The organism is Peptococcus simiae (assembly GCF_046097595.1).
Classification (GTDB): domain Bacteria; phylum Bacillota; class Peptococcia; order Peptococcales; family Peptococcaceae; genus Peptococcus; species Peptococcus simiae.
On record NZ_JBJUVG010000009.1, the window covers coordinates 1 to 13,219 of the forward strand.

The 13,219-nt window shown below is 54.6% G+C and carries 10 protein-coding genes; 4 read left to right on the top strand and 6 right to left on the bottom strand.

The annotated features are described in order from the left end of the window. Positions 1-28: 28 nt before the first annotated feature. From gcvPB to ACKQTC_RS06645, 5 genes are all read right to left on the bottom strand, one after another. Positions 29-1,480 carry an aminomethyl-transferring glycine dehydrogenase subunit GcvPB gene (gene gcvPB / locus ACKQTC_RS06625; RefSeq protein WP_408977652.1) on the bottom strand — a complete coding sequence of 484 codons (1,452 nt, stop codon included), beginning with the start codon at positions 1,478-1,480 and terminating at the stop codon, positions 29-31. Beyond that, the gene (gene gcvPA, locus ACKQTC_RS06630; protein ID WP_408977653.1) at positions 1,477-2,796 is read right to left on the bottom strand and encodes an aminomethyl-transferring glycine dehydrogenase subunit GcvPA; all 1,320 of its coding nucleotides are present in this window, start codon (positions 2,794-2,796) and stop codon (positions 1,477-1,479) included. Before gcvPA ends, gcvPB begins: the two co-directional genes overlap by 4 nt. A gap of 2 nt (positions 2,797-2,798) precedes the next feature. Next, on the bottom strand, positions 2,799-3,182 hold the full coding sequence (gene gcvH, locus ACKQTC_RS06635) for a glycine cleavage system protein GcvH (RefSeq protein ID WP_408977654.1): 384 nt from the start codon (positions 3,180-3,182) through the stop codon (positions 2,799-2,801). A gap of 15 nt (positions 3,183-3,197) precedes the next feature. Further along, positions 3,198-4,286 carry a glycine cleavage system aminomethyltransferase GcvT gene (gene gcvT / locus ACKQTC_RS06640; RefSeq protein ID WP_408977655.1) on the bottom strand — a complete coding sequence of 363 codons (1,089 nt, stop codon included), beginning with the start codon at positions 4,284-4,286 and terminating at the stop codon, positions 3,198-3,200. 184 nt (positions 4,287-4,470) lie between these two features. Continuing rightward, positions 4,471-5,925 carry an aryl-sulfate sulfotransferase gene (locus tag ACKQTC_RS06645; RefSeq protein WP_408977656.1) on the bottom strand — a complete coding sequence of 485 codons (1,455 nt, stop codon included), beginning with the start codon at positions 5,923-5,925 and terminating at the stop codon, positions 4,471-4,473. A gap of 183 nt (positions 5,926-6,108) precedes the next feature. Here ACKQTC_RS06645 and ACKQTC_RS06650 point away from each other — a divergent pair, with 183 nt between their 5' ends. The 3 genes from ACKQTC_RS06650 to ACKQTC_RS06660 all read left to right on the top strand — a co-directional run bounded on the left by ACKQTC_RS06650 (position 6,109) and on the right by ACKQTC_RS06660 (position 10,067). Continuing rightward, a complete protein-coding gene (locus ACKQTC_RS06650) occupies positions 6,109-7,050 on the top strand; it encodes a LysR family transcriptional regulator (RefSeq protein WP_408977657.1) in 942 nt (313 codons plus the stop codon). A 137-nt stretch (positions 7,051-7,187) separates the two neighbouring features. Further along, entirely contained in the window at positions 7,188-8,582 is a 1,395-nt protein-coding gene (locus tag ACKQTC_RS06655) for an SLC13 family permease (protein ID WP_408977658.1), read from the top strand. 66 nt (positions 8,583-8,648) lie between these two features. Next, entirely contained in the window at positions 8,649-10,067 is a 1,419-nt protein-coding gene (locus ACKQTC_RS06660) for an MFS transporter (protein ID WP_408977659.1), read from the top strand. 103 nt (positions 10,068-10,170) lie between these two features. Here the strand turns inward: ACKQTC_RS06660 and scfB are convergent, their stop codons facing one another. Beyond that, complete coding sequence (scfB, locus tag ACKQTC_RS06665) at positions 10,171-11,571, bottom strand: thioether cross-link-forming SCIFF peptide maturase (RefSeq protein WP_408977660.1); 1,401 nt, start codon at positions 11,569-11,571, stop codon at positions 10,171-10,173. Positions 11,572-11,794: 223 nt separating this feature from the next. Between scfB and ACKQTC_RS06670 the strand changes: the two genes are divergently transcribed. Next, positions 11,795-13,213 (top strand): aryl-sulfate sulfotransferase, encoded by a 1,419-nt coding sequence (locus ACKQTC_RS06670; protein ID WP_408977661.1) that lies wholly within the window; start codon positions 11,795-11,797, stop codon positions 13,211-13,213. The last annotated feature ends 6 nt before the right edge of the window (positions 13,214-13,219 follow it).

Consider the following 13,219-nt stretch of genomic DNA (forward strand, 5'->3'; position numbering starts at 1 on the left):
GCTGGGCAGTCCGGTTTTTTATAGGTTTTTATTCAGGGTCCGCCTGGGCATTAAAGTCATAGCGGACAATCGGTTTCCGGGCGGCGGCGACGTCGTCTACCCGTTTGACAGGAGTATTGGTCGGCATGGCATGGAGGGCTTCCGGATTTTTATGGGCTTCATCAATGAGCTTGCGGAGGACTTCTGCAGCGGCATCGATGGTGGCCTTACTTTCTGTTTCGGTAGGCTCAAACATCAGGGCTTCCGGTACATTTAAGGGGAAGTAGATGGTTGGCGGGTGGATGCCGGCTTCCAGCATCCCTTTGGCCAGGTCCAGGGCGCGGACGCCGGTGGCGGCCTTTAAGGGGGCCATGCCGGCGACGTATTCGTGCATGCAGATCCGGTCAAAGGCAGCCGGGTAGCTGTCTTTTAAGAGGACCCGGAGGTAGTTGGCGTTTAAGACGGCCTGTTCACTGGCAGCCTTAATGCCGTTGCCGCCCAGGGAGAGGACATAGGCCAGGGCCCGCAGGACAACGGCAGTGTGCCCGTGGAATTGTTTGACCCGGCCGACGCTGTCCGGCCGGTCATTATCCCAGTAGTAGGTCCCGTCTTTTTCAGCCAGGACCGGGGCCGGCAGGTAGTCGGCTAGGAAGTCTTTACAACCAACGGCCCCGCTGCCCGGGCCACCGCCACCGTGAGGGGTGGAGAAGGTCTTATGCAGGTTCAGGTGGACGCAGTCAAAGCCCATGTCCCCGGGACGGACGGTTCCCATGACGGCGTTTAAGTTGGCCCCGTCATAGTAGACCAGGCCGCCGGCTTGGTGGACGGCATCGGTAATCTCCAGGACATCCCTCTCGAAGAGGCCTAGGGTGGAGGGGTTGGTCAGCATGAGGCCGGCCGTATCCGGACCCAGGACCTTTTTCAGGTCATCCAGGTCCACGTCCCCATCGGCATTGGTGCCAACAGAAACGACTTCAAAGCCGGTCATTACGGCGCTGGCCGGGTTGGTGCCGTGGGCACTTTCCGGAACGATGATTTTTTTGCGGGCGGTGTCTCCGCGTTTTTCATGATATTTTTTGATCAGTAAAAGACCCGTGTACTCCCCTTGGGCACCGGCGGCCGGCTGGAAGGTCATCCGGTCCATGCCGGTGACTTCACAAAGGTAGTGTTCAGCCAGGGCCAGGGCGGCCAGGGTCCCCTGGGCGTCGGTATCCGGCACCAGAGGGTGGAGGTTTGCAAAGCCCGGCAGGGCGGCAACGGCCTCGTGGAGTTTGGGATTATATTTCATGGTGCAGGAGCCCAGGGGGTAGAAGCCCCGGTTGACCCCAAAGGCCTGGTCTTCCAGCTGGCTGTAGTGCCGGGATAATTCCCCTTCAGCCAGTTCAGGCAGGTGGAGGGTTTCTTGGCGGCCCGGGGCATCCATAGCGACTTCAGGTACATCGCAGGGGGCTAGGACCTCTTGGCCTGTACCGGGAATGGAACGTTCAAAGATGAGCTTCATTGGGCCACCTCCTTCAAGCAGTCAAGCACCTGGTCCAGGGTTTCCTTGGAGACCTGTTCAGTGGCGCACCAGAGCATCCGGTTGTCATCCAGGGGCAGGCCGCTCAGGATGTGCTTTTCCCGCAGGGCGGCTTCAACCTGCCGGGCAGGTACCGGGGTGGTGGTGACGAATTCGTGGAAGAAGGCGCCATCATGGACCCGGTCGTAGCCGATTTTCGCCAGGCCGTCAGCCAGGTAGTGGGCCTTGGCCCGGGACTGCATGGCAACTTCCCGGAGGCCTTCAGGGCCCATCATCCCCATGTAAATGGCTGAGGTCAGGGCACACAGGGCCTGGTTGGAGCAAATATTGGAACTGGCCTTATCCCGCCGGATGTGCTGTTCCCGGGCTTGAAGGGTCAGGACATAGGCCCGGTTGCCGTCTTCATCAGTGGTTTCACCGACAATCCGGCCGGGCAGGCGCCGCATGAGTTTTTTCGTGGTGGCCATAAAGCCCACAGAGGGACCGCCGTAGTTCATAGGCAGGCCCAGGGGCTGGCCGTCACCGACGACGATATCTGCCCCGAAGGCGACCGGGCTTTCATAGATGGCCAAGGCCAGGGGATTGGCCCCAAAAATCAGCTTGGCCCCGGCCTGGTGGACCAGGTCGGCGATTTCTTGCATATTTTCAATGAGACCGTAGTAGTTGGGGCTTTCAATATAAAGGGCACAGACCTCAGGATCTTCCAGGGCTTCTTTTAAAGCCGCCAGGTCCAGCCGGCCGTCGGCTTCGGCCACCCGTTCAAAGGGGGCTTCTGCACCGCTGGCATAGGTATTCATAACTTCCTGGGTCATGGGGTTGGCGGTAGCGGCACAGAGGACCTTGGTCTTCTTCCGCTCCCGGCTCATGGCCATGGCTTCGCCGGCTGCCGTTGCCCCATCATAAACAGAGGCATTGGATACGTCCATGGTGGTCAGTTCGGCGATCATGGTTTGAAATTCAAAGATCCCCTGCAGGACCCCTTGGGAAATTTCCGCCTGGTAGGGGGTGTAGCAGGTCACGAAGTTTTCCTTGGCTGCGATTTGGCTAACCGCTGCCGGAATGTAGTGGTGATAGCTACCCGCGCCCCGGAGGACCACATCATAGCTGTAGTTCTGCCGGGCCAGGTCGGCAAGCTTCTGGCGGACCGTTTGTTCAGCCATCCCATCCGGCAGGTTGAGACCCTCTTTTAGGCGTACGGCTTCCGGAATGTCTGCATATAAGTCGGCCATGGTTTCCAGGCCCACCGCCTGGAGCATGGCCTGGCGGTCAGCCTCGTTAACTGGAATGTAGCCGCCCATTTTTATTCACCACCGGCTTCGATGAATGCGTTGTATTCAGCCTCCGTTAAGAGTTCTTCGCCGCCTTCAACTTCGGATACCTTGACCAGCCAGGCGTCATGGCAATCTTCGTTGATTTTTTCCGGAGCATCGAGTAATTCTTCATTGACTTCTGCAATGGTGCCGGATACCGGCAGGTATAAGTCGGAAACAGCCTTGACGCTTTCAACGTCAGCGAAGACCTCCCCTTCGTCGAACACATCCCCGACTTCGGGCAGGTTGACAAAGACAATATCGCCCAGTTCGTTTTGGGCATAGTCTGTAATCCCAATGGTTACCGTATCATCATCATTATATAAAACCCACTCGTGACTCTTTGCGTATTTCATGTTTGCCATTGTTTTCATTCTCCTTTTATTTGCTTATTTTCTTTTATAAAACGGCAGCGCAACCACTTCGGCGGCTACAGGTTTATCTCTCAGAATAACATCCAGCTGAGTACCTTCCTTGGCCAGGGCCGGCGGGACATAGCCCATGGCATAAGCGGCCTTCAGGTAGGGCAGGCGGGTGCCGGAGGTCACTTGGCCGACCTCTTCCCCATCATGGGCAATGGCAGCCCCTTCGCGGGCAATCCCCCGACCGGTGATTTTCAGGCCAACCCGGACCGGGTGGTCTTCCGGCACAGCCAGGAGGGCCTCTTTACCGACAAAGTCATCCTTGTCCAGTTTCACGGCAAAGGATAGGCCGGCGGTGAGGGGGTCAATATTTTCATTCATTTCATTACCATAGAGGGGCAGGGCTGCTTCTAAGCGCAGGGTATCCCGGGCGCCTAAGCCGCAGGGTAAGATGCCGTCTTCCTTGCCGGCTTCTAAGAGGGCATCCCAAACGGTAGCGATTTGATCGGCCGGACCGTAGATTTCAAAGCCATCTTCACCGGTATAGCCTGTTCTGGAAACAATGCAGGGAACCCCGGCCACTTGGACGCCGTCAACAAAAGTATAGTACTTTTCAGGGAGGCTGTCAGCTACTTTTGCGAGCACCTTTTCCGCTAAGGGCCCTTGCAGGGCGACCTGGCCCCATTCATCAGAGGCATCGGTCAGGGTAGCCCCTTCTTCCATAAGGGGCAGCAGATGGTCATAAATTTTTGCCCGGTTGGCGGCATTGACCACGAGCAGGTAGCGGTCTTCGGCCAGGCGGTAAACGAGCAGGTCATCTAAGATGCCCCCGGACTCGTTCATAATCACCGTATACCGGCAACGACCGTCTGCCATGGAATCAAACTGGTTACTGCATAGGCGGTTCAGGTGAGCCAGGGCCGCAGGGCCTTCAATAAAGATTTCGCCCATATGGCTGACGTCAAAAAGACCAACAGCTTCACGGACAACCATATGCTCTTCAGTGATCCCGGCCGGGTATTGGACCGGCATTTCATAACCGGCAAAGGGTACCATCTTAGCCTCTAGGGAGATATGCTTATCATAAAGCGGGGTGTGTAGTAACTTGTCTGTCATATGACAGCCTCCTTTCAATAAACAACTGGGTTGGTTCAACTCATTATACAGGCAGATAGCCCGTCTTTCAATATTAATTGTAACAGTTTTCAGAAAGTTGCACCAAGCACCTATAAGCTTTTCTTTTAGCTGTTATAGGTCACATGAAAAGCGCCCCTGCTGGCAGGAGCGCTTGGCCTATGATTTAGAACATGGATGTTGGAGCGTCATCGTCATCTTCTGCAGATACGCAGGATTGAACGTGGTCAGGATAACCCCAGGTCCCTTCTACTTCTACGACGTTCTTCACTTCGCAGTCTGCGGCGCCGGGTACCCGGAATTTCTTGATGTCCAGTTTCGGAATCGGGGTTTCGTCCGGTTTCGGTAACTGGGGCACGTATTCATAGGGGTAGCGGTAGCCACGGTAGTAGATGTAGGTGGCGTCCGGACCGAAGGGGGAGATCCATTCCCAGACCACTTCTTTTTCCGGGGTCACTTCGAAGAGTCGACCGCCAACGCCTTCGGTGACGAAGGTGTTCCCGTTGGGCAGACGGCAGGCGTCTGAGGTCAGGGGGCTGTAGAAGCGGTAGTCGTTGACGCCGGGGCCGCCGTAACCCATCATGTCACTGCCGCGCAGTTCCCAGACGAGTTTCTTGGTAACGGGGTTGATTTCCAGGACGCGAGACCGGTCCATAACGTTGACTTTGGTCCCGTTGGGGGCGATGTTGGAGGGCACGCCGTAGCCGGACCAACCGCCGTTGTCGAAGATTAAGATGTTGCCTTCACCGGGCAGGCCTTTGGGGATCATGTGGGTGTGGTGGGGCCCAATGATTTGGCCGATCCGACGTTCTTCTTTGGATTGGAAGTCAGGGCCGAGTTTCCAGACGACTTTGCCGGTTTCTTTGGAGATGATGCACATGAAGTTGGCTTCCCGGCTGTCGAAGATGATGTTATCCGGATGGAAACGGTCGTCGCCCTTGTCATACCACTTGTTGGGCCCCAGGTAGCTGGCGCAGTTGAGGTGGACCCAGTCGCCGACGCCACCGTCTACGGAGTGCATGTTGGGGTAGCGGTAGAGGGCGAGTTTAGCGGCGTCACTAAAGTCGAATTCACGCCAATGGTCGCTGGCCCGCCATTCCCAAACGATGTTGCCTTCCCAGTCGACTTCGATGATGACGTCATCCAGGAGCCGCTGGTCGGAAATCCGTTTGTTTTCAACAGTTTCATGGGTCAGAATCAGGGTGTTCCCGCTATCGGTTTTGGGTTCCATGCCGGGGACGTAGTAGCCCACGGGATTCCCTTCCCGTTGGTAGTCGTGGTGTTGGCGAGCCATCCACATGGGTTCGTTGCCTTCGTCTTCGATGTATTCTTTTTTGTCGAACTTCCAGACAATCTTGCCGTCCCAGTCCACTTGAACTAGGTCAGTCTGGTCCTGGTAGCCAAACTTATTGTCCCGGGACCCTAAAGACCCGATAACATGGCCGCCGGGCAGCAGTTTATTGGGGAAGCCTTGTAGGTCCTTCCATACCCGAACGACTTCACCGCGCATGTCAAAGAGCACAGCGCCGACGTCTTCAGCAGCAATAAGGTTATAGCCATTCCAGCATTTTTCAGGGTCATACATGGTGACCCCGGTGGGGTGAATAAACGGTTGTCCCATTTTGTCAACTCCTTAAAGCGATTAATGATTTGTTTTTATACCTGTCTTTATTATAGCCAGCCGGCCACTTATAGACCAGTCACCGAAACAACGGAAATCTCTTATAGGCCTATAGGGAAATACTTTGGTATACTGGTTATAGTCCAACAACCAGAGAAATATCAACCACAGTAAGGAGGGCCCATGCAGTTAAACCAGCTCCAGCAAATCCTGACTTTAGAAAATTACAGTTCTATTTCCGAGGCGGCCCGCCGGCTTTATATTTCCCAACCGGCCTTAAGCGCCACCTTAAACGACTTTGAAAGTGAAATCGGTGTTATCTTATTCAAGCGCACCCGGGCCGGCATCCAGCTCACAGCGGAAGGCCGGGTCATTTTAGAATCCATCCGAAAAATCCTCAAAGAGGTTAATTTTATTGAAAACTACGCCCGCCAGCCGGAGGCCTATACCGGCGAAATCAGCCTGGTGGTGGGCTATTCTTTTGAGTTTCTCTACCCGCCCATCATTCACTTTTTCAAAGAGCAATTTCCCCAGGCGGTCTTAAAACCCCTCTATGACGTGCCCCCCAATATCGCCTCCGGGGTCAACCAGGGACTCATTGACTTCGCCATTGCGACGGTCTATAACCCGGACGGGACTATCAGCCAAGACCTGTCCGACAAGGCTTACCAGGGTCTCACCGTCAGAAAGCTCCGGGAAATTCAAACCATTGCCATCCTGCACCGGGATAACCCCCTGGCCCAGCGACCGTCCCTAAACCTCTCTGACCTCAGCGATGAACAGCTCATTTTAGGCCGGCAGTTTGACATCCACTACTTTACCGCCCTCAAGCGTTTCTCCAAGTACCCCATCCAAAATATCAACCGGTCAACCATCTATGACCTCCTGGACCGCAACTATGGCGTCTTTATTGATGCCACCCCCCTGCCCCTGGACCAGTACCAGGCTATCCTGGCCAAGTATGCCATCAAGCCCCTCTATAATGACATCCTACCCCAGGCCGATGCCTATTTCCATTGGCCGGCCTACCTCATTTATAAAAGCCACCCCCCGACCCACCTCCACCAGGCCTTCCTGGACAATTTAGAGCGGATTTTTGACCACTACAAGCTCTTCATCGACTAGCCTTGAGATACCCCTGAACTACAAGCAAACGCTTATAGGGGTATCTCTTTTTTTGCCTTTCCCAAGGATTAGTTTTATCTATCGAATGAGGCTATCGAAGTAAGAGAAAAAAATCACTTAATAAGGAGGTCTTTTTTATGAGCACCCTGACGAAACCCCTTCCCCTGAAAGCCTTGTTCATGTGGCTGGTCACCCTTGGTCTTCCCCTTGGGATTTATTTTATTCCTACCAGCGACCTATTCACCAACCAGATGAAAATCTTTTTAATTGTTACGGTTTTCGCCATCTTAATCATCGCCTTTGAATCCCTACCGAAAAGTGTCATTACTATTTTATTGCCGGTTTCCTATATCCTCTTGGGCTTGGCTGATCCCCAAACGGCCTGGTTCCCCTGGACCATGCCCACAGTCTGGATGATCATCGGGGCCCTGCTCCTGGTCAATGCTTTAGAAAGCAGCGGCCTCCTCATGCGGATTTCCTACCACGTCATCCTCCTGGTTGGCGGTTCTTACAAGGGACTGATTTTAGGCCTGGGCGCCGTTGGGATCTTATTAAATATCATTTTATTCGGCAATGCCTATGTCATGCTGGTGGGCCTAGCCTACGGTCTCTGCCATGCCATGAACCTGGAAAAGTACTCTAAAGAAGCCACCGGGATCTTCCTGGCGGCAGCCATTGGCGGCATTATCCCCGCCGCCTTCTGCTATGGGTCCAATATTTTAATGCTGGAAGGCCTGGGGGAACCGGTGGTCGGTGCTCACCGAATCAGCTACCTGTCCTGGACCTTCCTGAATATCCCGGTTATTTTCTACTATTTCTGCGCCCTCCTCTTAATCCTAGTCCTCTTCCGGTCCCAGTCCAGCGTTGACGGCAAGGCCTATGTCAAGGGCAAGCTGGCCGAGCTGGGCCGGATGTCCGTCACAGAAAAGAAGGCCTGCGCCTGGCTGGTGATCTTATTTGCCTATATCATTACAGCCGGCTTTAAGGGTTGGGACTCCACCTGGGCCTTTGTCATCGTACCGGCCCTCACCATTGCCCCGGTCATCGGCTGCGGGACGGAAAAAGACGTCCGCCGGCTGGACTTTACCTTTATCCTCTTTATTGCCAGCTGCATGAGCATCGGAATTGTGGCCAGCGCCTTAGACTTTGGCAGCCTGGTCACCTCAGTGGCTGAACCCCTCACCGATAACGCCAGCCCGGGTATCGTTGTCTTTGCCATTTACGGCTTAAACATCATCTTAAACTTCCTCTTGACCCCCATGGCCATTATGGCCGGCTTCACCACCACCTACCTGCAAATTGCCCAAACCCTGGGCATTAACCCCTATGTCATCTACTCTGTCATCAGCCTGGGGACAGACCAAATCCTCTTCCCCTACGAATATGCCCTCTACATGCTCTATTTCTCCCTGGGCTATATCAAGATGAGCGACTTCATTAAATACTTTGGGGCCAAAATGCTCCTCTGCTCCGTCCTTCTCATTATTGTTATCATTCCCTTTTGGAAGCTGACCGGTTTATTCTTCGGGTAATGGCCAGACCTGACTGGCTGACGATTGTCCCTAGAATATCCCGCGGCTCCAGAAAGGATTTGCCCTATGTCCCAGTCCAGCGGACCTATGCCGGTCTTAGGCAAGCCGGCTGCTATTGTTGCCCTAGCTGTCCTGACCTTTAATGTCTGCTTTATCTCCCTGTATAATATTTCCTCTATCAGCATCGCCCTGCCCCTCCTCATGGATGAATTTAAGGTATCCATGAGCTTCATCCAATGGATCAGCATTGGCTATGCCCTGGCCATGGGGGCCACCAGCCCTCTGGCCGGCCACCTGATGCGGCTCTACAGCCTCAAAAGGAGTATGGTGGTCTGCCTGGCCGGCTATACGATTTTAGCGGCCCTTTCCGGCCTGGCCCACTCCTTAAGAATGATTATCTTTTTCCGGGCCCTCCAGGGCCTATGCGGGGCGGTCTTTGTGCCCGGGACCATGGTCATGATTTATCAGTTTATCCCCCGGCGCTACCAGACCCTCTTCCTGACCATCCAAAATGTGAGCCTATCCCTGGCGCCGGCCCTGGCCCCGATTATTGCCGGGGTCCTCATTGCCAGCCTCAACTGGCAGTGGATTTTCTTTATCAATATCCCGGTGGGCCTCTTGGCGGTGGTCCTGGCGGCGGTCTGCATCCCCTTTGAGAAGGGCGGCGACCGGCTGGCCATCGACTGGCTGGGCTTTGGCCTGGTGGTTGCCGGCTGCCTGGCGGTCTTCTTATCCATCAGCCTCAGTTCAACGCCACTGGGTTTTTCGGCCCCGGTTATCGGCTTATGCCTGTCCGGCCTCTGCTTCCTGGTCCTCTTTGGCCGCCAGCAGAAACGGTCGGCCATGCCCATCATTGACTTTTCGGTCCTGCGGAACCGGGAGTACACCCTAACCCTGGTTGGCCATGTCCTCTCCACCATTCTTTTGGCCGCCAGCCCCTTTATTTTTGCCATTATGCTGCAAACGGGCAAGGGCTATTCTTCAGCGGAAACCGCCTCTTTTATGTTTGCCCCCGCCCTCTGTGCCATGGTTGGGGCCCCGCTGGCCCAAAAGCTCTACAGCCACCTGGCCTCTAAAACCGTCATCGCCATCAGCTGGGTCCTGATGGCTGCGGGCTGCCTCTTTATTGGCCTCCTGGGCCAGGTGCCCCTTCCGGCTCTCCTGGCCTTACTGGCCGCTCAGTACCTGGGGCTGGGAATGTTGGGCATGCCCATTACCGACCATGGCATGCGGGAATTGCCCCGGGAACAGAGCAATGACGGGGCAACCCTCTTAAATTGGATCTGCCTCCTGGTAACAGGCCTGAGCGTCTCGGTTTTTACCTCGATTTACGAACGGTTAAACGCGTATTTCATCGGCCACCTGGCCGCAGCCCAAGCCTGTCTGGAAAGCAGCCAAATCATCTACATCATCATTGGCATTGCCTGCCTGGGCGGCCTCCTAGCCACCTTCCCCCTCGTCAAGAAGGCCCCCGGCCGCTCCTAGCCTGGAGTGCACAGGCAGCAAGCAAAAAAGCATACAAAAGACCGGCGGTCATGCTCAAGTGAGCGTGACCGCCGGTCTTTTGTATGCTTGAAGGGAGTAGGGATTATTCCGCCCCTTCGGCCAGGAGCCGTTTGGCCTCCAGATAGAGGGCGGATTCAATCCGTTTCCGCTGGAGGTCGCAGCCAAAGCTGTAGGGGTCATGGAGGCCCCCGCCATAGCGGATATTATTGGCATGGCAGCCGCCGGAGCAGTTGAACCGGGCCCAGCAGGCCATACAGATGGGTTTGGTGAGTACTGTAGCCGACTGGAAGTCGGCAGCGATTTCCGGATGGGTAATCCCCTCGCGGACCGTCCCCATCTTGTAGGATTCATCGCCGACGAACTGGTGGCAAGGGTAGAGGTCCCCCTCCGGGCTGACGGCCAGGTAGTCATGGCCGCTGCCGCAGCCAACCAGGCGTTTAGGCAGGCAGGGGCCCCCGTCAAAGTCCACATTAAAGTGGTAAAAGTCATAGCCCTTACCCGCCTCCCGGGCCTTGAGATAGTGGCGGGTCAGCTTGTCATAGCTGGCCATCAGGGCCGGCTTATCCTCTTCCCGGAGGGCATAGGGGGCCTCGGCCGGGGCCACCACCGGCTCCATCGAAAGCCGGTCAAAGCCCAGGTCATCGGCCATATGGATGACATCATCGGCAAAGTCGGTATTAAAGTGGGTGTAAGTCCCCCGCATATAGTACCACTGGTCCGGAGAGGCCTTTTCAATAAAGGCCTGGTAGCGGGGCACCACCCGGTCATAGGAAGGGCCACCGCCGACAAAGGGGCGCATGTGGTCATGGACGGCCTTCCGCCCATCCAGGGACAGGACCAGGTCAATGTCATTGGCCTTGACCCAGTCGATGACCTCATCGGTCATGAGGACCCCGTTGGTGGTGAGGGTCAACTTGAGGACCTTGCCGCGTTTTTTAGCCAAGTCCCGGCCATAACGGGCCGCCGCCTTGCAAACCTCGAAGTTCAAGAGGGGCTCGCCGCCAAAGAAGTCCACCTCTACATGGGTCCGGTGGCCGGAGGCCTCCATTAAAAAGTCCATAGCCGCCTTAGCCGTCTCTAAGCTCATCAGCCCCCGGGGACCGCCATAGGCCCCGGTATCCGCAAAGCAGTAGCGACAGCGCAAGTTGCAGTCATGGGCCATATGGAGACACATGGCCTTGACGATGGGCTCTGTATGGGGCCGGTAATCCGAAAAGTCCGCCGGGGTAAAGAGCAGGCCCTCGTCTATCAGGTCCTGAATACCTTCGGCAATCTCCCGAGCATCTGCCTGGCCGAATTCCTTTTCCGCCAGGGCCAGCCCCTCATCCCAACCATGGGCCTTTACCAGGTCTAAAAAAGCAAGGGTGTCCTCATCAGCAAGGTGGACCGACCCACTGTTTACATCTAGAATAATCGACAAATCATCAAAAGTGAAATAATGCACCGTATTAAAGTCTAAGGCCTTCTCACTCTTTGTCGTCATATTGACATTCCTCCATTCAAGGGCCAGTATAGCACACTCTAGGTCGGAGGTGAAAGACTGGACGGGCAAGTGGATTTAACGTATTTAAGTCTTTTGAAGCTATATAACTTTAGCTTATGCCCTCTATTGGACTCCGGTATTACCCATTTTGTTTTCTTATAGTTACAATATAAGTAAGTTAATTATTCTGTTATTTTTCGAAGTGAGAAAGGAGATAATTCTAATGGGTAATCCAACTGTACATCCTACTGGCACAACTATTTATAATCCGGAAAAAGCCTTTAACGGCTACACCGTCTTCCAAGCCTGTGAACATGGGGCTATGTTAATTGATATGAATGGCCGTGTGGTGAATTTCTGGGAGGGGCTGCAAGGGTTCCCCAACAAGTTGCTCCCCGGTGGCTATGTTGTCGGCAGTCTCGGAGAACGTAATAGCGAATACGGCTGGCAAGACCAAACAGACCTTGTCCAAGTTGACTGGGAAGGCAATATCGTCTGGAAGTTTGATAAAATGGACTATATCGAAGACCCCGGTTATGAACCGCAATGGATGGCTCGCCAGCACCACGATTACCAGTTTGAAGGCAACACCGTGGGCTACTATGTTCCCGGCATGGAGGCCAAAACGAAAGGCGGCAATAAGCTGATTCTTTGCCACCAAACCGTAACCAACCCGGCTATATCCGCCCTCCCCTTATGCGATGACACCATCATCGAAATCAATGATGCCGGTGAAATCCTCTGGCGCTGGAATTGTAACGAACATTTTAGAGAAATGGGCTTTTCAGAATCCGCCAAAAACTGCATTGCCCGCAACCCAAATATGACCGCATCAGGCGGTGACTGGATGCATATCAACTCCATGAGTGTCTTAGGGCCCAACCGCCACTATGATAATGGAGACGACCGTTTCCATCCGGATAACATCATCATCGATGGCCGGCAAACCAATATTATCTGCATTATTTCTAAAGAAACCGGTAAGATTGTCTGGAAATTAGGCCCAGACTACACCAGCCCGGAAGCCCGCTTTATCGGCCAGATTGTCGGTCAGCACCACGCCCACATGATTCCCAAGGGCATGCCCGGCGAAGGCAATATCCTCATTTATGACAATGGCGGACAAGCTGGTTACGGCGCTCCGAACCCGGGTTCCAAAACAGGGATTAACAATGCCTTGCGTGACTACAGTCGGGTCATTGAATTCGACCCCGTCACTATGAAAATGGAATGGACCTGCACCCCTAGTGATATGGGCTATGCCCAGCCCTTCCACGCCCACCATTTTTACAGCATGTTCATTTCCTCGGCCCAACGCCTGCCCAACGGCAACACCCTCATCACTGAAGGGTCCGGCGGCCGCTTAATGGAAGTGACCCGGGACCACGAACTGGTCTGGGAATACATCTCCCCCTACTGGGGCAAGCATATGCCCATCAATATGATCTACCGGGCTTATCGTTACCCCTATGACTACGTTCCTCAAGTTGAAAAACCGGAAGAAGTAGCCATCGAACGAATCGATAACACGACCTTCCGGATGCCCGGTGCTGCTGGCAAAGACCCTGAACATAGGGTCAAGGTAGCTGGAACTATGGGCTATCATGAAGTTGAAGGTTTCTGCGTAGCTACAGAAGATTAGGAGAAA

Coding starts and splice junctions, on each gene's coding strand:
- gcvH (WP_408977654.1), bottom strand. CDS start 3,182: ATGAAAACAATGGCAAACATGAAATACGCAAAGAGTCACGAGTGGGTT.
- ACKQTC_RS06670 (WP_408977661.1), top strand. CDS start 11,795: ATGGGTAATCCAACTGTACATCCTACTGGCACAACTATTTATAATCCG.
- gcvPA (WP_408977653.1), bottom strand. CDS start 2,796: ATGGGCGGCTACATTCCAGTTAACGAGGCTGACCGCCAGGCCATGCTC.
- gcvPB (WP_408977652.1), bottom strand. CDS start 1,480: ATGAAGCTCATCTTTGAACGTTCCATTCCCGGTACAGGCCAAGAGGTC.
- ACKQTC_RS06645 (WP_408977656.1), bottom strand. CDS start 5,925: ATGGGACAACCGTTTATTCACCCCACCGGGGTCACCATGTATGACCCT.
- ACKQTC_RS06660 (WP_408977659.1), top strand. CDS start 8,649: ATGTCCCAGTCCAGCGGACCTATGCCGGTCTTAGGCAAGCCGGCTGCT.
- ACKQTC_RS06655 (WP_408977658.1), top strand. CDS start 7,188: ATGAGCACCCTGACGAAACCCCTTCCCCTGAAAGCCTTGTTCATGTGG.
- scfB (WP_408977660.1), bottom strand. CDS start 11,571: ATGACGACAAAGAGTGAGAAGGCCTTAGACTTTAATACGGTGCATTAT.
- gcvT (WP_408977655.1), bottom strand. CDS start 4,286: ATGACAGACAAGTTACTACACACCCCGCTTTATGATAAGCATATCTCC.
- ACKQTC_RS06650 (WP_408977657.1), top strand. CDS start 6,109: ATGCAGTTAAACCAGCTCCAGCAAATCCTGACTTTAGAAAATTACAGT.